16 protein-coding genes and 1 tRNA gene are annotated in these 18,993 nt (G+C 70.6%); 13 read left to right on the forward strand and 4 right to left on the reverse strand.

The window, feature by feature from the left end:
• Positions 1-176: 176 nt before the first annotated feature.
• Positions 177-1,070, forward strand: coding sequence for a DUF4429 domain-containing protein (locus AB0G63_RS37495; RefSeq protein ID WP_360759858.1), 894 nt, complete (start codon positions 177-179; stop codon positions 1,068-1,070).
• A gap of 44 nt (positions 1,071-1,114) precedes the next feature.
• Here AB0G63_RS37495 and AB0G63_RS37500 read toward each other — a convergent pair whose 3' ends face one another.
• A complete protein-coding gene (locus AB0G63_RS37500; protein ID WP_360759861.1) occupies positions 1,115-2,680 on the reverse strand; it encodes a metallophosphoesterase family protein in 1,566 nt (521 codons plus the stop codon).
• 164 nt (positions 2,681-2,844) lie between these two features.
• On the opposite strand from AB0G63_RS37500, the gene AB0G63_RS37505 reads away from it, so the two are divergent.
• Positions 2,845-3,102: a hypothetical protein gene (locus AB0G63_RS37505; protein WP_324784019.1), complete on the forward strand. Its 258-nt coding sequence runs from the start codon at positions 2,845-2,847 to the stop codon at positions 3,100-3,102.
• A 14-nt stretch (positions 3,103-3,116) separates the two neighbouring features.
• Positions 3,117-4,934, forward strand: coding sequence for a glutamine--fructose-6-phosphate transaminase (isomerizing) (gene glmS, locus AB0G63_RS37510; RefSeq protein WP_360759863.1), 1,818 nt, complete (start codon positions 3,117-3,119; stop codon positions 4,932-4,934).
• A 411-nt stretch (positions 4,935-5,345) separates the two neighbouring features.
• Here glmS and AB0G63_RS37515 read toward each other — a convergent pair whose 3' ends face one another.
• Positions 5,346-5,873, reverse strand: a complete 528-nt coding sequence (locus AB0G63_RS37515; protein WP_360759866.1) for a universal stress protein — start codon at positions 5,871-5,873, stop codon at positions 5,346-5,348.
• Positions 5,874-6,188: 315 nt separating this feature from the next.
• Here AB0G63_RS37515 and AB0G63_RS37520 point away from each other — a divergent pair, with 315 nt between their 5' ends.
• The 5 genes from AB0G63_RS37520 to AB0G63_RS37540 all read left to right on the forward strand — a co-directional run bounded on the left by AB0G63_RS37520 (position 6,189) and on the right by AB0G63_RS37540 (position 9,670).
• Positions 6,189-6,497, forward strand: a complete 309-nt coding sequence (locus AB0G63_RS37520; RefSeq protein ID WP_360759868.1) for a hypothetical protein — start codon at positions 6,189-6,191, stop codon at positions 6,495-6,497.
• Positions 6,498-6,875: 378 nt separating this feature from the next.
• A complete protein-coding gene (locus tag AB0G63_RS37525) occupies positions 6,876-8,132 on the forward strand; it encodes a helix-turn-helix domain-containing protein (protein WP_360759870.1) in 1,257 nt (418 codons plus the stop codon).
• Positions 8,133-8,314: 182 nt separating this feature from the next.
• A complete protein-coding gene (gene orn / locus AB0G63_RS37530) occupies positions 8,315-8,917 on the forward strand; it encodes an oligoribonuclease (protein WP_360759873.1) in 603 nt (200 codons plus the stop codon).
• A gap of 116 nt (positions 8,918-9,033) precedes the next feature.
• Positions 9,034-9,106 (forward strand) — tRNA-His (locus AB0G63_RS37535).
• Between the two features lie 66 nt (positions 9,107-9,172).
• Complete coding sequence (locus AB0G63_RS37540; protein ID WP_360759875.1) at positions 9,173-9,670, forward strand: GNAT family N-acetyltransferase; 498 nt, start codon at positions 9,173-9,175, stop codon at positions 9,668-9,670.
• Positions 9,671-9,777: 107 nt separating this feature from the next.
• Here the strand turns inward: AB0G63_RS37540 and AB0G63_RS37545 are convergent, their stop codons facing one another.
• Both AB0G63_RS37545 and AB0G63_RS37550 read right to left on the reverse strand, forming a co-directional pair.
• Complete coding sequence (locus AB0G63_RS37545; RefSeq protein WP_360759878.1) at positions 9,778-10,833, reverse strand: LacI family DNA-binding transcriptional regulator; 1,056 nt, start codon at positions 10,831-10,833, stop codon at positions 9,778-9,780.
• Between the two features lie 46 nt (positions 10,834-10,879).
• The gene (locus tag AB0G63_RS37550; RefSeq protein ID WP_360759881.1) at positions 10,880-12,205 is read right to left on the reverse strand and encodes a transposase; all 1,326 of its coding nucleotides are present in this window, start codon (positions 12,203-12,205) and stop codon (positions 10,880-10,882) included.
• Between the two features lie 353 nt (positions 12,206-12,558).
• On the opposite strand from AB0G63_RS37550, the gene AB0G63_RS37555 reads away from it, so the two are divergent.
• From AB0G63_RS37555 to AB0G63_RS37575, 5 genes are all read left to right on the forward strand, one after another.
• On the forward strand, positions 12,559-13,872 hold the full coding sequence (locus AB0G63_RS37555) for an ABC transporter substrate-binding protein (RefSeq protein ID WP_360759884.1): 1,314 nt from the start codon (positions 12,559-12,561) through the stop codon (positions 13,870-13,872).
• Positions 13,869-14,903, forward strand: coding sequence for a sugar ABC transporter permease (locus tag AB0G63_RS37560; RefSeq protein ID WP_360759887.1), 1,035 nt, complete (start codon positions 13,869-13,871; stop codon positions 14,901-14,903). Before AB0G63_RS37555 ends, AB0G63_RS37560 begins: the two co-directional genes overlap by 4 nt.
• The gene (locus AB0G63_RS37565) at positions 14,893-15,795 is read left to right on the forward strand and encodes a carbohydrate ABC transporter permease (RefSeq protein WP_360759890.1); all 903 of its coding nucleotides are present in this window, start codon (positions 14,893-14,895) and stop codon (positions 15,793-15,795) included. The genes AB0G63_RS37560 and AB0G63_RS37565 overlap by 11 nt, the downstream gene beginning before the upstream one ends.
• A gap of 102 nt (positions 15,796-15,897) precedes the next feature.
• Positions 15,898-17,334, forward strand: a complete 1,437-nt coding sequence (locus AB0G63_RS37570) for a GH1 family beta-glucosidase (RefSeq protein WP_360759893.1) — start codon at positions 15,898-15,900, stop codon at positions 17,332-17,334.
• Positions 17,335-17,666: 332 nt separating this feature from the next.
• The coding region (locus AB0G63_RS37575) for an IS200/IS605 family accessory protein TnpB-related protein (protein WP_360759896.1) at positions 17,667-18,993 on the forward strand (1,327 nt) is incomplete at its 3' end.

An 18,993-nucleotide genomic window follows, 5' to 3' on the forward strand; every position in this document is an offset into this window, starting at 1 on the left:
ACGGTCGTCACGAGGGAACGACGGACGGTCACCGCGGTCGCCGCGGTCGTCACGGCGGTAGGAAGGACGCTCACCGCGGTCGTCACGACGCGGCACGGTCCGCGGGGTGCCCGCCGCGCCGGTCGCCCGGATCGGTGCGGACCACCCTCCCGGGGAACCGGTGCGACAATCCCCCCATGGCGGAAATCCTGCAGAAGGACGGCACCTGGGCGTTCGACGGCGACGCCCTCCGGCTGACTCCGGGACGCGACAAGAGCGTCAGCCTGCTGCGCCAGGCGCTCGGTGAACTCGTCGTACCGCTGGGCGCGTTGGCCGGGATCTCGTTCGAGCAGGGCAAGCGTGCGGGCCGGCTGCGACTGCGCCTGCGGGACGGCGCCGACCCGCTGCTGCACGCGACCGGCGGCCGGCTGACCGAACCCCACGACCCCTACCAGCTGATCGTCGAGCCCGACCGTCACGGCGTCGCCGAGTACTTCACGGACGAGGTCCGCGGCGCGCTGCTGCTGGACCAGGTTCCGGCCGGCCCGGTGACCGAGTTCCTGCTGTCCGGACCGTCGGTCCCGCTGTCGGTCTCCGCCGGGGACGGCACCGCGAGCTTCGACGGCGAGCGGGTCCGCCTGGAGTGGAACTGGAAGACGGAGGACGCCAAGGCCGCCGCCGGCGCCCGCACCCTGGCCGTGACCGACATCGCCGCCGTGGAGTGGCAGCCGGCCGTCGGCCTGGAGAACGGGCATCTGCGCTTCACCGTGAAGGACGCGGCGACCGAGGCGCCGCCCAAGTACGACCCCAACGCCGTCGAGCTGTGGGGTTTCAAGAAGGACCCGCTGATGGCGCTGGTCGCGGCGGCCGTGCAGGCCCGGCTGCCGCACCCGTCGAAGGCGGCCGCGCCGGAGCCGGAACCGCCGCGCCCGCAGCTCCCCGAGCCGCCCGGACCGGCCGGGCCGGCCCGCGAGGACGACCACGACGCGCTGCTGCGGCGGCTGCGCGAGCTGGGCGACCTGCACCGCGCGGGGGTCCTCACGGACGAGGAGTTCGCCCTGGCCAAGCAGGCGGTCCTCAAGCGCATGTGAGAACCGCCCGCCGCCCGCGCCCCGCCCGGGGCGCACACGGATTCCTACTTGGCCTTGCGCGCCACCGTGAAGTGGTCGACGCGGTCGCCGGTCTCGGCGATGCCCTGGACCTTCAGCGTGGTCCAGTGGCCCTTCGGCGCGGGCTGTACGTCCACGCGCAGGAAGGAGTAGTTGAGGTAACGCACCCGGGACCAGGCGACGGTCTCGTTGACCTTGCCGTCCTTGGTGTTGACGAAAGAGGCCACCGAGTCGACCTCGTTCAGGTGCCCCTCGTAGGAGTCGGGCGCGCTGAACGCGTACAGGCTGCGGCCCGCCGCACCCGCGGTGACGTAGACGACGCCCTCGGTCTCCGGGTAGGCCGTCTCGCCGATCGGCAGCTTCTTGACGACCTTGTCGCCCTTGATGACGTCGGTGCGCTCGTACTGGTGGTTGTGGCCGTTGATGACCAGGTCCACCGTGTACTTCTCGAACAGCGGCACCCACTCCTGCCGTACGCCGCCCTCGGAGGCGTGCGCGGTGGACGTGCAGTACGCACAGTGGTGGAAGAAGACGATGACGAAGTCGATGTCGTCCCTGGCCCGGAGCTTCTTCAGCTGCGCCTCGAACCACGTGGTCTGGGTGCCGCCGGAGATGCCGAGGTTGGCCGGGATCTCGTAGGAGACGTCGTTGGGGTCCAGCGAGATGACCGCCGTGTTGCCGTAGACGAAGGAGTACACGCCCGGCAGGCGGGTCTTGTCCGGCCCGTTGTCGGGCAGGGTGAAGCGGGCCTCCTCGCCGCCGTAGCCGTTGGGCGAGTACCAGGCCTCCATGTCGTGGTTGCCGTAACTGACCATCCACGGGACGGACTTGGCGACCGACTCGGTCTGGTACAGGAACTGGTCCCAGGTGCGCGAGTCGAAGCCGGTGTCGGTGGTCTTGCCCTGGCCGGCCGGGTCGCCGTAGGCGATGTCGCCGGCGTGCAGGTGGAAGACCGGGTTCTGGCCGAGGATCAGGCTGTCGTTGGCCAGGGCGTGGTAGCTGACGCCCTGGTCGCCGAAGGCGGTGAAGGTGAACGGCGTCTTGTGGGCGGGGGCGGTGGTGAACGTGCCGAGGGTGCCGGTCAGGTGCGGCTCGGCCGGCTCGAAGCCCTGGTGGCCGACGCCGTAGTAGTACGTGCGGCCGGGGCGCAGGCGGGTGAGCCTGGCGTGCAGGTAGTACTGCGTGCGGTCGCCGCTCGCGCCGACGCCGGCCGGGGTGTAGAGGGTGCGGACCTCGGCCTCGATCTTCCGGGAGAGGTCCCAGGGGTGGGCGCCGATCCGGATGAACGGGTTCTTCACTGCGACCGGCACCTGCCAGGAGACCGTCATCTCCGTGCGTGGGTCGTTGCCGTAGGCGAGGTGGCGGCCGAAGGGGGCGACGAGGGCGCCGTCGACCGTCTCGGTGGCGGAGGCGGTGCCCTGCGTGGGCACCGCGGCCTGCGCGACGGCACCCGGCACGAACGCGCCGCCCACGACGGCGCCCAGGGTCACGGCGCCGCCTCTCACCAGGGTGCGCCGCGAGAACCGTGCGCGCAGGTATTCGTGCTGTTCGGCCATGCTCATGCGGGCGGCGAGCCGCTCCGGTACTCCCATGCGAGGAATGTCCATGGCGACTGAAACTCGTCGCCCCGGGCGACGAGCGACGGGCCAGGGGATGGACGAAGCGCGAACAGCCTCCCATAAGTGTTTCAACAGCCCGTTGCCCGAAATCGGGCAGGATTCTTGCGAAACCGCCTCCGGTGCTCCATGATCTACCGGTGCACGACGAACTCGTAGATCACCTGACGCGGACCACGCCCCTGAGCCGGGGCGAGGCACTGCGAGTGATCCAGGACGTGCTCGCCTACTTCGACGAGACGACCGAGCAGTACGTCCGTCGCCGCCACCGCGAGCTGCAGGCCCAGGGCCTGGTGAACTCGACGATCTTCGAACGGATCGAGGCGGACCTGAAATACCGGGCGGTGGCACCTCCGGAGCTCACGCTCCGGCAGCTGCGCCGCATCGTCTACGGCTGAGGGACACATCTTCCATGTGCGGAATTGTCGGATACATCGGGAAGCGTGACGTCGCCCCGCTGCTGCTCGAGGGCCTGCAGCGGCTGGAGTACCGCGGCTACGACTCGGCGGGCATCGTCGTCACGTCCCCGAAGACGGCCGGACTGAAGATGGTCAAGGCCAAGGGCCGGGTCCGCGACCTGGAGGCCAAGGTCCCGGCGCGTTTCAAGGGCACCACCGGCATCGCCCACACCCGCTGGGCCACCCACGGCGCCCCCTCCGACGTCAACGCCCACCCGCACCTGGACGCCGAGGGCAAGGTCGCCGTCGTCCACAACGGCATCATCGACAACGCCTCCGACCTGCGCCGCAAGCTGGAGGCGGACGGCGTGGAGTTCCTCTCCGAGACCGACACCGAGGTCCTCGTCCACCTCATCGCGCGCTCCCAGGCCGAGAAGCTGGAGGAGAAGGTCCGCGAGACCCTGCGGGTCATCGAGGGCACCTACGGCATCGCCGTGATGCACGCCGACTTCCCCGACCGCATCGTGGTGGCCCGCAACGGCTCCCCGGTCGTCCTCGGCATCGGCGAGAAGGAGATGTTCGTCGCCTCCGACATCGCCGCCCTGGTCGCCCACACCCGGCAGATAGTCACGCTGGACGACGGCGAGATGGCCACCCTCAAGGCCGACGACTTCCGCACCTACACCACCGAGGGCACCCGCACCACGGCCGAGCCGACCACCGTGGAGTGGGAGGCGGCGTCGTACGACATGGGCGGCCACGACACCTACATGCACAAGGAGATCCACGAGCAGGCCGAGGCCGTGGACCGCGTGCTGCGCGGCCGGATCGACGACCGCTTCTCCACCGTGCACCTCGGCGGCCTGAACCTGGACGCCCGCGAGGCGCGCCAGATCCGCCGCGTGAAGATCCTCGGCTGCGGCACCTCCTACCACGCGGGCATGATCGGCGCCCAGATGATCGAGGAGCTGGCCCGCATCCCCGCCGACGCCGAGCCGGCCTCCGAGTTCCGCTACCGCAACGCCGTGGTGGACCCCGACACCCTCTACATCGCCGTCTCCCAGTCCGGCGAGACCTACGACGTCCTGGCCGCCGTGCAGGAGCTCAAGCGCAAGGGCGCACGGGTGCTGGGCGTGGTCAACGTGGTCGGCTCCGCGATCGCCCGCGAGGCCGACGGCGGCATCTACGTGCACGCCGGGCCCGAGGTGTGCGTGGTGTCCACCAAGTGCTTCACCAACACCACGGTCGCCTTCGCGCTGCTCGCGCTGCACCTGGGCCGCACCCGCGACCTCTCCGTCCGCGACGGCAAGCGGATCATCGAGGGTCTGCGCCGGCTGCCCGCGCAGATCTCCGAGATCATGGAGCAGGAGGAGGAGATCAAGAAGCTGGCCGAGCAGTTCGCCGACGCCCGCTCGATGCTCTTCATCGGCCGCGTCCGGGGTTACCCGGTGGCCCGCGAGGCCTCGCTGAAGCTGAAGGAGGTCTCCTACATCCACGCCGAGGCCTACCCGGCCTCCGAGCTCAAGCACGGCCCGCTGGCCCTGATCGAGCCCGCCCTGCCGACGGTCGCCATCGTCCCCGACGACGACCTGCTGGAGAAGAACCGCGCGGCCATGGAGGAGATCAAGGCCCGCAGCGGCCGCATCCTGGCGGTGGCCCACCAGCACCAGGAGAAGGCCGACCAGACGATCGTGGTCCCGAAGAACGAGGACGAGCTGGACCCGATCCTGATGGGCATCCCCCTCCAACTCCTCGCCTACCACACGGCCTTGTCCCTGGGCCGGGACATCGACAAGCCGCGCAACCTCGCCAAGTCCGTGACGGTGGAGTAGAGCCGGCGGAGCGGAGACGGCGGGTGGAGACGGCGGCGTAGAACCGCCCGGCGCCCGCCGCCCGCGGGCCGAACGACCCCCTGTGTGCCACCCGCACAGGGGGTCGCTCCTCTCAACGGCCGGGGCCGCCACGCCCCTCGGCTCCCGGCCCTCGGCTGCCTCGGCCGGCGGCCGTCACACCCCGGCCGGCAGCCCGTCGAACACGGGTACGTGAGCGATATATGCCCTGTGCAAAAGCGTGGACACCCCTACGCGCCAGTAGATTCGAGCCGCGCGCGGGGGAGTTGACGGTGCGTGAGACGGCGACCCCGAGGTCCGCGGGAGCAATGGGACTGCGGGAGCTGCGGGGGCAACGGGAGCTGCGGGGGCAACGGGAGCTGCGGGCCTACGGGAGCAACGGGACTGCGGGAGCTACGGGATGACCACCACGGGCCGTCGCGCCCGCTTGGCCAGCCGCCCCGCGACGGAGCCGAACATGCGCCCCACGATGCCGTGCGTGGAGCCGACGACGATCGCGTCCGCCTCGTACTCCCGCCCGACCTCCTCGAGCTCGTGGCAGATGTCGCCGCCGCGCTCGACCAGGATCCAGGGAACCTCGGCGAGATGGTCGGCACAGGCCAGCTCCAGCCCGAGCACCTCGGTGCGGTGGTCTGGCACGTCGACGAAGACCGGCGGCTCGCAGCCCGCCCACACCGTGGTGGGCAGCCGGTTGGCGACGTGGACGATGATCAGGCCCGAGCCGGAGCGGTGGGCCATGCCGACGGCGTACGCGAGGGCGCGCTCGCTGGAGGTCGAGCCGTCGAATCCCACGACGACGCCGTGCTTGAAGGCGGGATCGCAGGAATGGCGTGGCTCTTCCGCCGCCAGGGGATCGGCCGCCGTGGGGTCGGCGACCGGCCGCTTGCGGTCCGCGGGTTCGAAGAATTCGTGACCGGCCATGGCTGTCTCGGCGTTGTGATCCTTGATCGGGTGGGACGACAGTGTGCGGCGGAGCTGTGTCCGGGAATCATCTTCCCAACCCCATACCCCCAAGGGTACGGCGGCACGCCTCCTTAGCCCAGACCCCGCCCACGACCCGGCAGGGGTTCCAGGGAGCATGCACGAGGGTGCGCCCGTTACGCAATGGTTGCTGCGATGTACAGGCGGTTCGCCCGGGGTTCAGGTGTCCGTGCCGCCCGCCCGGCCGAGGCGTACAGTGACCGCCCGGTCGAACAGGCGTTGAACCCGGTGACCGCCGTCCCAGGGAGCACACGCATGGCCGTACCGCACCGTACTCCCGGCCGACCCCGCCGGAGCGCCCCTCCCCCGGACTCCGCGACCGGCCTCGTCCGCTGGGCGGCCTTCAGCTGCGTCCTGGTCCCGGTCGTCCTCCTGTGGTGCGGCACCTCCCTCGCCGGCGCCGCCGTCACGGCCGGCTGCCGCCTGCTGCTGCGCCGTTCGGAGCGCGGCCCGGCCCGGCCGCCGGCCGGTGCGCGGGCCCCGCACCGCGGCCGCCGTCACGGGGCCGGACCGGGCCCACACCGAGGCGGACGTCACACCGAGGGAAATACACCGGTCGGCTGACCGGTTTCCGCGCACGCAAGCGCATCTTTTCAGCCAACTTCTGGACACCGTGCGCCCTTTGGCCCGAGCACCCCCCAACCCCCGTTCCACCTGCACGGACAGGGGGTCGAGGGCCCCACGCACCCTATGCGGATTGGCCACCGCCACGAGGCGCACTTCCCTGCACGGCCCACGAGTGCAACGCTTCGTGATCGAATGCTTCACGCCAAGTTGCCATGTCGACAATGTGCCGGTTGCCGAAGTCGGTCACCCCGGCACCACGGGACACAGTAGATTCGATCTTGACGTCTTACGGCGGGGGACTCGTGCAGGACCGAGGGGAAACGTGCAGGAGCGACACAACCGAGGAGCCGCGACCACCGAGGGGGGCTTAGCAGGATGAGCCACGACTCCACTGCCGCGCCGGAAGCCGCGGCCCGGAAGCTTTCCGGGCGACGCCGCAAGGAGATCGTCGCGGTGCTGCTGTTCAGCGGCGGCCCCATTTTCGAGAGTTCCATTCCGCTGTCGGTGTTCGGGATTGACCGCCAGGACGCCGGCGTACCGCGCTACCGCCTGTTGGTGGCGGCCGGTGAGGAAGGCCCGCTGCGGACCACAGGGGGCCTGGAACTGACCGCGCCACACGGGCTGGAGGCGATCTCACGCGCGGGCACGGTCGTCGTGCCGGCCTGGCGCTCGATCACCTCGCCGCCGCCGGAGGAGGCGCTCGACGCGCTGCGCCGGGCCCACGAGGAGGGCGCCCGGATCGTCGGGCTGTGCACCGGCGCCTTCGTCCTCGCCGCGGCCGGCCTGCTGGACGGCCGCCCGGCGACCACACACTGGATGTACGCACCGACGCTGGCCAAGCGCTACCCGTCGGTCCACGTCGATCCGAGAGAACTCTTCGTCGACGACGGGGACGTGCTCACCTCGGCCGGCACCGCGGCCGGAATCGACCTGTGCCTGCACATCGTGCGGACCGACCACGGCAACGAGGCGGCCGGCGCGCTCGCCCGCCGGCTGGTCGTCCCGCCGCGCCGGACAGGGGGCCAGGAGCGCTACCTGGACCGTTCTTTACCCGAGGAGATCGGTGCCGACCCGCTCGCCGAGGTCGTCGCCTGGGCGCTGGAGCACCTCCACGAGCAGTTCGACGTGGAGACCCTCGCGGCGCGCGCCTACATGAGCCGGCGCACCTTCGACCGCCGCTTCCGCTCACTCACCGGGAGCGCTCCCCTGCAGTGGCTGATCACCCAGCGCGTGCTGCAGGCGCAGCGCCTGCTGGAGACTTCGGACTACTCGGTGGACGAGGTGGCCGGCCGCTGCGGCTTCCGCTCCCCGGTGGCCCTGCGCGGCCACTTCCGCCGGCAGTTGGGCTCGTCCCCGGCCGCGTACCGGGCGGCGTACCGGGCCCGGCGGCCGCAGAGCGAGCGGCCGGTCGAGCCGGAGGGCCCGGCGGCACCCGTCGGCGCCCCCGGACCGGCGCTGGCGCTGCACCCGGAGGGGCCGGTGCCGCCGCAGACCCGCCGCACCGCGGCGAGCGCGATCGGCCCGGCGCCGTCACCGGCCTCGGCGTACGCGGCGGCGTCCGCGTCCGACAACGGCCGCGACGCCTACCTCGCGGCCCGGGCGGCCGTTCCGGGACAGCGCAGCGGCACCTGATCCGGCGACGCCGGACGGACGGACCCGCTCCGCCCGTCCGGCGTCCACAGCCGGTACCCGTCCCGCCCGTCCGGCGTGCGTGGCCGGTCCCGCCCCCGCCCCGGCTCTGCCCCGGCGTCGGTGTCGGCACCGGCACCGGCACCGGGCGTCCCAAAGCCGGACGTCAGCTTTAGGGTGGTCGCATGAACGATCGCATGGTGTGGATCGACTGCGAGATGACCGGCCTCTCGCTGTCGGACGACGCGCTCATCGAGGTTGCCGCCCTCGTCACCGACTCCGAGCTGAACGTGCTCGGCGAGGGCGTGGACATCGTCATCCGCCCGCCGGACTCGGCGCTGGAGACGATGCCGGAGGTGGTGCGTCAGATGCACACCGCGTCCGGGCTGCTGAACGAGCTCGCCGGCGGCACGACGCTGGCCGACGCCGAGGAGCAGGTCCTGACGTACGTCCGCGAACACGTCAAGGAACCCGGCAAGGCCCCGCTGTGCGGGAACTCCGTCGGCACCGACCGCGGCTTCCTGCTGCGGGACATGCCCACGCTGGAGGACTACCTCCATTACCGCATCGTCGACGTCTCCTCCATAAAGGAGCTGGCCCGGCGCTGGTACCCGCGGGCGTATTTCAACAGCCCCGAGAAGAACGGCAACCACCGCGCGCTCGCCGACATCCGCGAGTCGATCGCCGAGCTGCGCTACTACCGGGAGGCGATCTTCGTGCCGCAGCCCGGCCCCGACTCGGACACCGCCAAGGCGATCGCCGCGAAGCACGTCCTGCCTGGGCGGTAGGCCTTCCGGGGCCGCCCGGAGGGGCGCCGCGAAAGCCGGGCGCGAGCACCCCTTCGGACCCTGTACACTTTTTCTCGGCCGGTCAGGGAAACCACAGATCTGAACCTCCGGTCATGGTGGGTGTAGCTCAGCTGGTAGAGCACCTGGTTGTGGTCCAGGATGTCGCGGGTTCGAGTCCCGTCACTCACCCTGAGTCATCAGCCGGTGACCTCGCGGAAGCGGGGTCACCGGCTGACTCGTTTCCCGGAGGCCCTCGTGCGCGCCGATGTCATCAGCACCCCCCGCCTCGACCTTCTCCCGCTGTGCGTCGACCACGCCGACGAGATGGCCGCCGTGCTGTCGGACGCCGCCCTGCACGCCTTCACCGGCGGCTCCCCCGCCTCCCCCGACGCCCTGCGGACCCGCTACGAACGTCTCGTCGCCGGATCCCCCGACCCGGCCGTCTCCTGGTTGAACTGGGTGCTGCACAGCCGCGCTGACGCCCGCCTGGTGGGAACCGTCCAGGCCACGGTCACCGGACCGGTCGCGGAGATCGCCTGGGTCGTCGGCGCCCCCTGGCAGGGCCGCGGCCACGCCCGCGAGGCGGCCCGCGCCCTCGTCGGCTGGCTGAGCCGGCGCTCCACGCGCACGGTGATCGCCCACATCCACCCCGCCCACGCGGCCTCCGCCGCCGTCGCCACAGCCGCCGGACTGACGCCGACGGACGAGGAACAGGACGGCGAGACCCGCTGGCGCCTCGACCTACGCGCCTGACACCGCCATCCCCACCGCCACCGCCACCGCGACCGCCACGTCATCGCCACCACGCCCGCGCCCACGCCCGCGCCCGCGCCCGCGCAATCCTCAGCGGCCGGGCCGGTTCAGGAGGACGCTCGCGGTACCAGTTCCGTCGCCAGGACCATCTGGCGGCGCTCCAGGCCGCGCGACACGGCCGGGCGGCGGTCGGCGATCTCCGACATCAGGAGATCGATCATGCGGCGGCCCATCTCCGCGATGGGCTGGCGGACACTGGTCAGCGGCGGGTCCATGTGGCGGGCTATGGCCGAGTCGTCGTAACCGACCAGGGCCACGTCGTCCGGGATGCGGCGGCCCTCCTCGCGCAGCACCTGACGGGCGCCGGCCGCCATGACGTCCGAGCCCGCGAAGACGGCGTCCAGGTCCGGAGAGCGGGCCAGCAGCTTCGTCATCGCCCGGCGGCCGCCCTCCTCCGTGAAGTCGCCCGGCTCGATCAGCCGCTCGTCAACCTCCTGCCCCGCGTCGCGCAGGGCGTCGCGGTAGCCGTCGACACGGCGCTGGGCACCATAGACGTCGAGGCGGCCGGTGATGTGGGCGATCTTGCGGCGGCCGCGGGACAGCAGGTGCTCCACGGCCGAGCGCCCGCCGCCGTAGTTGTCCGAGTCCACCGACGTCAGCGTCTCCGCGGCCGACCGGGGACCGCTGATCACCGCCGGGATCTCCAGTTGCGCCAGCATGTCGGGCAGCGGGTCGTCCGCGTGCACCGACACCAGCAGGACGCCGTCCACCCGGTGCGCGGCCAGGTACTCCGCCAGCCGGCGGCGCTCGCGGTCGCTGCCGGCGAATATCAGCAGAAGCTGCATCTCCGTGTCCGACAACGCGGCGCCGACGCCCTTGAGCATGTCGGAGAAGTACGGCTCGGCGAAGAAACGTGTCTCCGGCTCGGGCACGACCAGGGCGATCGCGTCGGTCCGGTTGGCGGCGAGCGCACGGGCCGCCGTGTTCGGCACGTAGCCCAGCTCCGCGACCGCCGCCTCGACGGCGGCACGCGTCGCCTCACTCACCCGCGGCGAGCCGTTGATCACCCGGGAGACCGTGCCCCGGCCCACACCGGCGCGGGCGGCGACCTCCTCGAGGGTGGGCCGCCCGCCGCTGCGCCCCCGCACTCCGTGGCTTGCCATGGGCTTCGCCGCCTTCCCGCCGTCATCATCACGCTGGCCTTGGAATCTAACAGTCATGTCCGTCGGAACGACCGTCGCCGGGGCCGCCACACAGCCCCACCGAGTGCCGGTCGACAGGCCGATAAGTCAGCCGCCCGTCGCCTGCGCGACCGAGGCTTGCGTCGCGGGCACCACTGGCGGTGATGCCTCGCACGCGTCCAGCCGTTCCCGGTTCCGGGACGGCAGGGGCCGCTGACCGGGCCCCGCGTCGCCGCGACATCCACGCCCGGGCACGGATGTCGCGGGAGGCATTCCGGTCCGCGCGATCAACGAATCCGCAGGCCCGGCACGCGAACCAGGCCTGGGAGACCCGATTCGCCTTGTCCAGGTGCCCGCACTCGGCACAGGTGCGCGAGGCGTACGCCGGATCGACGTACACCACCGGCACACCGGCCGGACGGGCCTTGTACGCGATGAGCCTTCTGAGCCGAGCGAAAGCCCAGGTGCGGAGCGTGGCCCGTTGTGGCTTGCCAAGCCGTACCCGTCCACGGATGCCGGTCAGGTCCTCCAGACCGACACCGCGCCCGGTGCGGCGTTCAGCCTCGGCCACGATCCTCTTCGCGATCTTGTGATTGATGTCCCGCGTCCGCCGCGCTTCCTTGCGGCACCGGCGCCGCGCACGACGCTTCGCGGACTTGGTCTTCCTACGGAGCAGCTTGCTCCGCAACGCACGATCCCGCACCCGGCAGCGGTTCAGCTGCCGACCCGACATGATCTCGCCGTCGCTGGTGGTGGCGATGTTCACGATCCCCAGGTCCACGCCGAGGAAGTCCACCGGCCCGGTGTTCAGCACGGCTTCCGGTACCTCGCAGACTGCGTGCAGGTGAAAGGCACCGTCCCGTTTCACAAGGTCCGACTCGCCTCTGCGGTACCGAGCGAGCATGTCGAGCTGACCGGGGCTGCCCGTGAAGGCGACCTGCTTGAGCCGTCCTTCGACCGTCCACAGGGACACCGTGCGGGTCGCCGTCTGCCAGGACAGCATGCGGTCGTCGTACGGCTGCGCCGACTGCGGGCGGAACGCCACGGGCCGGGACACGTCCGTCCGCTTGCGGGAGCGCTTAACGGAAGCGGGTGCGTTCAGAGTGGCACGCATCACCGTGTAGGCGTCGGCCGTCTTCTTGATGACGTGCTGAGCGGCCTGGGCCCCCAGCCGCCAACGATGCCTGACCTCGGCGCAGCAGCGCTTGCGCAGGGTGAAGGTCGTGAAATCCCTGGCTGCGAGCGCCACCCCGGCAACCCAGGAAGCGGCCTCGTTGCAAGCGCGCAGGGTCGCGTCGAGGGCAGTGGCCTGAGCGGGTGTAGGCATGAGTTTGACCTGCACGACCAGCTTCACTCCATGGAGGCTATCCGCGTGATCAGCACGTCGCATACGAACAGATCAACCTCCCTCGGACGAGTGAGCAAGAGTTCGCGTCTCCCTGCCGTCCACGTCGACGGCACCGCTGTCCAGAGCACCGACGGCATGGATTCAGCGAAGGAAACATCTCGAAGCGATATAGCCGTGTCCGCTCCCTTGACACCCCCGCCCGAACCGACGAACCTTCAACACATCACCTGTGGGAGCGCTCCCACGGTACCTGACACATACATGTCCCGCACGTTCCCCGCCCGAGCCGCAGCAAGAAAAACGGGCCCAACAGTGCAGTTGGCCGGGGGGTCGGCACGTCAGGCAACAGGAGGACGCACATGCGTACGAGTACCCGGCTGGTGGCCTTTGCGGCCGTCGCCGCGCTGACCACAGGCCTGCTGGCCGGCTGCGCCAACGACTCGGACGACGACTCGTCGGGCTCGAACAGTGGTGGTAACGCCAAGGGCAAGACCACCCTGACGATAGGCACCTTCGGTGTCTTCGGCTACAAGCAGGCCGGCCTGTACGACGAGTACATGAAGCTGCACCCGAACATCTCCATCAAGGAGAACGTCACCACCAGGACCGACGTGTACTGGCCCAAGGTGCTCACCCGCCTGCAGGCCGGCTCCGGCACGGACGACATCCAGGCGATCGAGGTCGGCAACGTCACCGAGGCCGTGCAGACGCAGGCCGACAAGTTCGTGGACCTCGGCAAGGAGGTCGACAAGTCGCAGTGGCTGGACTGGAAGAACGCCCAGGCCACCACCAAGGACGGCAAGCTGATCGGCCTCGGCACCGACATCGGCCCGATGGCGATCTGCTACCGCAAGGACCTGTTCAAGAAGGCCGGCCTGGAGACCGACCGCACCAAGCTCGCCGCTTCCTGGAAGGGCGACTGGGCGAAGTACGTCGACCTCGGCAAGCAGTACATGAAGAAGGCGCCGAGCGGCACGAAGTACGTCGACTCCGCCTCCTCCGTGTACAACGCGGCGCTGGGCGGCGGCAGCGAGCGGTACTACGACAAGGACGGCAACGTCATCTGGGAGAAGTCCGACGGCGTGAAGAAGGCCTGGTCCGCCGCGATGACCGTGGCGACCAGCAACATGTCGGCGAAGCTGAAGCAGTTCGACAAGCCGTGGGACCAAGGCTTCGCCAACGGCACCTTCGCGACGGTGGCCTGCCCGGCGTGGATGATCGGCTACATCGAGCAGAAGTCGGGTGACGCCGGCAAGGGCAACTGGGACGTGGCGGCGGCGCCGACCGCGGCCAACTGGGGCGGCTCCTTCATCGGCGTGCCGACGGCGGGCAAGCACCAGAAGGAGGCCATCGCCCTGGCGAAGTGGCTGACCGCGCCCGAGCAGCAGGCGAAGGTGTTCGCCAAGCAGGCGAGCTTCCCGTCGACCCCGTCGGCGTACGCGAGCCTGAAGCCGGCCGCCGACACCACCTCGTACTTCTCCGACGCGCCGATCACCCAGATCTTCGCCGACTCGGCGAAGACCATCCCGGTCCAGTACTTCGGCATCAAGGACCAGCCGATCAACACCGCGCTCACCGACGTCGGCATCCTCCAGGTCGAGCAGAAGGGCAAGTCGCCTTCGCAGGGCTGGGACGCCGCGAAGAACGAGATCAAGGACGTGCTCGGCCAGTGAGCAGCTCCAAGCAGGCTCTCGCGCATCCCGCGACGAGCGCCGACGCCGCGCCCGGCATCACGCCGGGCGCGGCCCGGGGCGCTCACGGTCGTGGTACGCCGTCCGGGGGCTCCGGCTCCTGGCGCAGCCGGCTGTACCGCTGGGACATGAAGGCGTCGCCGTACGCGTTCATCGCCCCCTTCTTCATCATCTTCGGCGCCTTCTCGCTCGTCCCGCTGCTGTACACGGCCTGGTACTCGCTGCACAACGTGCAGCTGTCGTCGCTCGACACGCAGACCTGGGCCGGCCTGGACAACTACAAGAACCTGCTGTCCTCGGACTTCTTCTGGAACGCGCTGAAGAACACGCTCACCATCGGCGTGATCTCCACCGTGCCGCAGCTGCTCGCGGCGATCGGGCTCGCGCACATGCTGAACTACAAGCTGCGCGGCTCGACCGCGTGGCGGGTCGTGATGCTCACTCCGTACGCCACCTCGGTGGCGGCGGCGACCCTGGTGTTCACGCTGCTGTACTCGTGGGACGGCGGCCTGGTCAACTGGCTGCTCGGCTTCATCGGCATCGATCCGGTCAACTGGCGTGAGGCGGACTGGGGTTCGCAGTTCGCGGTGTCCTCGATCGTGATCTGGCGGTGGACCGGGTACAACGCGCTGATCTACCTGGCGGCGATGCAGGCGATCCCGACCGACCTGTACGAGTCGGCGGCCATCGACGGCGCCAGCCGCTGGGAGCAGTTCCGTCACGTGACGATCCCGATGCTGCGGCCGACGATCCTGTTCACGGTGGTCGTCTCCACGATCGGCGCCACGCAGCTGTTCGGTGAGCCGCTGCTGTTCGGCGGGGTGAGCGGTTCCAAGGGCGGCTCCGAGCACCAGTACCAGACGCTCGGCCTGTACATGTACGACCAGGGCTGGATCATCGGCAACCTCGGCAAGGCGTCCGCGATCGCCTGGTCGATGTTCCTGATCCTGCTGATCGTCGCCGGGGTCAATCTGCTGATCAACCGACGTCTGAGGAAGACCCATGACGGCTAGTGAACTGACGTTGCCTCAGTCGAAGGTGAAGAGCGGCGGCCGGAAGTCCCGGCACCGGATGATGGGTGCGGGCAAGCAGCTGAACGCCGGCCCGGTCACCTATGTGGTGCTGACGGTGTTCGCGCTGGTCTCGCTGGCCCCGCTGGTGTGGACGGCGATCGCGGCCTCGCGCACCGACCAGCGGCTGGCGCAGACGCCGCCGCCGCTGTGGTTCGGCGGGAACCTGTTCAAGAACCTGCAGACCGCGTGGGACGAGGCCGGACTCGGCACCGCCATGGTCAACAGCACGCTCGTGGCGGGCACCATCACCGTCAGCACCGTGCTGTTCTCCACGCTCGCCGGGTTCGCCTTCGCCAAGCTGAAGTTCAAGTTCTCCGGCGTGCTGCTGCTGCTGACGATCGGCACGATGATGATCCCGCCGCAGCTGGCCGTCGTACCGCTGTACCTGTGGATGTCGGACCTCGGCTGGTCGAACCAGCTCCAGACGGTCATCCTGCCGACGCTGGTCACCGCCTTCGGCACGTTCTTCATGCGGCAGTACCTGGTGCAGGCGCTGCCGAGCGAGCTGATCGAGGCGGCGCGGGTGGACGGCGCGAGCAGCCTGCGGATCGTGTGGCACGTGGTCTTCCCCGCGGCGCGGCCGGCGATGGCCGTGCTGGGTCTGCTGACGTTCGTGTTCGCCTGGAACGACTTCCTGTGGCCGATCATCGCCCTGAACCAGCAGAACCCGACCGTGCAGGTGGCCCTGAACTCGCTGGGTACGGGGTACGTCCCCGACCAGGCGGTGATCATGGCGGGTGCCCTGCTCGGCACGCTTCCGCTGCTCATCGCGTTCCTGCTGTTCGGCAAGCAGATCGTGGGCGGCATCATGCAGGGCGCGATCAAGGGCTGACGCGCCGCCGAGTCCTCGGGAGCCGGGTCAGCGCCGCCCCGGCCCCCTCTCCTCTTCTTCCTTCGACCCTTCGGTCTCCACGACCATTTTGGGAGCGCTTTTATGCCTGAGCCCGCAACGCCGGCGACCCCGGTGACCTTTCCTCCCGCCTTCCTCTGGGGCGCCGCGACCTCCGCGTACCAGATCGAGGGGGCGGCTCGGGAGGACGGCCGTACGCCCTCGATCTGGGACACCTTCAGCCACACGCCGGGCAAGACGGCAGGCGGCGAGCACGGTGACATCGCTGTCGACCACTACCACCGCTACCGCGAGGACGTGGCGATGATGGCCGATCTCGGCCTGAACGCCTACCGTTTCTCGATCTCCTGGTCGCGGGTGCAGCCGACCGGCCGGGGCCCGGCCGTGCAGGTGGGGCTGGACTTCTACCGGCGGCTGGTGGACGAGCTGCTCGAGCGTGGCATCAAGCCGGCCGTCACCCTCTACCACTGGGACCTGCCGCAGGAGCTGGAGGACGCGGGCGGCTGGCCGGAGCGGGACACCGCGTTCCGGTTCGCCGAGTACGCCCAGATCGTCGGCGAGGCGCTGGGCGACCGGGTGGAGCAGTGGATCACCCTGAACGAGCCGTGGTGCAGCGCGTTCCTGGGCTACGGCTCGGGTGTGCACGCGCCGGGCCGTACGGAGCCGGAGGCCGCGCTGAAGGCCGCGCACCACCTGAACCTGGCGCACGGCCTGGGCACCACGGCCCTGCGGTCCGTCATGCCGGCCCGCAACCAGGTCGCGATCAGCCTGAACTCGTCGGTGGTGCGGCCGCTGTCGCAGACCCCGGCCGACCTGGCGGCGGTCCGCAAGATCGACGACCTGGCCAACGGCGTCTTCCACGGCCCGATCCTGCACGGCGCCTACCCCGAGACCCTGTTCGAGGCGACCGCGTCGGTCACCGACTGGTCGTACGTCCTGGACGGCGACCTGCGCGTGATCCAGCAGCCGCTGGACGCGCTGGGCCTGAACTACTACACGCCGACGCTGGTGTCCGCGACGGACGCCGACGCGCGCACCCCGCGCGCCGACGGGCACGGCGCCAGCGACCACTCGCCCTGGCCGGCCGCGGACGACGTGGCCTTCCACCAGACGCCGGGCGAGCGCACGGAGATGGGCTGGACCATCGACCCGACGGGTCTGCACGACCTGATCATGCGCTACACCCGGGAGGCGCCGGGCCTGCCGCTGTACATCACGGAGAACGGCGCGGCCTACGACGACAAGCCCGACTCGGACGGCCGGGTCCACGACCCGGAGCGGATCGCCTACCTGCACGGCCACCTGGCTGCGGTGCGCCGGGCGATCACCGACGGCGCGGACGTGCGCGGCTACTTCCTGTGGTCCCTGATGGACAACTTCGAGTGGGCGTACGGCTACGGCAAGCGCTTCGGCGCGGTGTACGTCGACTACGCGACGCTGGCCCGCACGCCGAAGTCGAGCGCGCACTGGTACGGCAAGGCGGCGCGCACCGGCTCGCTGCCGCCGGTGGAGGCCGCCTGAGCGCGGGGCGCTGAGAGCGGGGCCCCGGGAGCGGGGGGCGGGGCGCGGCGCCTGTGGGGGGCGCCGCGCTCCGGACGTTCCCGGGGCTTTGCACCGGGCTCGGCGCCGCCGTCGCACTGCCGGGAGCCGGGGGCCGGGGGGTTGTGGACTGCTGGTGGCTGACAACTGCGCACAGGTGTGTTCTGGCGTGCGTGAGTGAGTCCGGGCTGTGGCACGTGCATCCCCCTGGGAGTGAACGGAGGTTCCCTGGTCGAATGTGTGACCTTTGCCGGTGGTGGTCGTTGAGCGTGGTGACGGGCTCTTGGCCGGCGTGGGTGTGGGGGTGATCGGGGGTGGGTGGGTTGCGGGAGTTGGCCGCGCCGTTCGTCGTCCCCGGCCCGTCGGGTGTGGCGGTCCGCGACCGGCTCAAGCACCTGACCGCCGAGGACGAGCGGGTCCTTCGTCTGGTCGGTGACCATCTGGGCGCGCTCGCCTCGAGGGACCTGAAGGCGCGCTGCGCGGCCGGGCTGGACCATGACAGCGAGCAGTGGGCCGCGCGCAAGCGGGCCCTGACGAGGGCGTCTTCCTCCCGCTGGGCCGGGTCGGTCACCAAGGCCACGCATGATCAGTGGGCGCTGGCCCGGCGCGGGCAGCTCACGCACCTCCAGAGGCTTCAGGCGGGTGTGGCCGTGATCGCGTACCGGCTGTCACTGCCGGTCGGGGAGAAGGGAACGAAGCGGGCTCCGGGCGGCTACCGCAGCAGGCGGGAGTGGCATGCGAAGTCACGCCGTCTGCACGTGCTCGCCGGCCGGCTGAAGGCGGTCCGGGCGGACTGGGAGGCCGGGCGGGTGGGTGTGGTGCGGGGCGGGAAGCGGCTGCTGAACACCCGCCACCACCTGGATGCCGCGCAGCTCACCGAGGAGCAGTGGCGCATCCGGTGGCAGGCCGGGCGCCGGTTCCTTCAGGCCGACGGCGAGTCCGGCAAGCGCTTCGGCAACGAGACCGTCCGCGTCACACCCGGCGGCGAGGTCTCCCTCAAGCTCCCCGCCCCGTTGGCACATCTGGCCAACGCCCCGCACGGCCGGTACGTGCTCGCCGCGAAAGTGGCGTTCGCGCACCGGGGCGCGCAGTGGGCCGACCGTATTCAGGCGAACCGGGCCGTCGCCTACCGCATCCACGAAGACACCGCACGCGGGCGCTGGTACCTCACCGACTCCTGGACGATCCCCCCGGTCAAGACCGTGCCCCTGGCCTCGGCCCGCAACGGGCTGATCGGCGTCGACACCAACGCCGACCACCTGGCCGCCTGGCGCCTGGACACCCACGGCAACCCCGTCGGCGCACCCCTCCGCTTCTTCTACGACCTGACCGGCACCACCGCCCGCCGCGACGCCAAGGTCCGCCACGCCCTCACCCGGCTCCTGCACTGGGCCGAACGCCACCGCCTCGCGATCGCGGTCGAAGACCTCGACTTCACTACGGAGAAGACCCGGGAGAAGCACGGCTGCCGCAGGAAGTTCCGCAAGCTCATCTCCGGCATGCCCGTCGCCAGGCTGCGCACCCGGCTCGTCAGCATGGCCGCCGAACTCGGCATCACCATCGTCGCCGTCGACCCCGCCTACACCTCCCGCTGGGGCGCCCAGCACTGGCAGAAACCCCTCACCGGCACGAACAGGAAGA

Source organism: Streptomyces sp. NPDC020996, assembly GCF_040641355.1.
Taxonomy (GTDB): domain Bacteria; phylum Actinomycetota; class Actinomycetes; order Streptomycetales; family Streptomycetaceae; genus Streptomyces.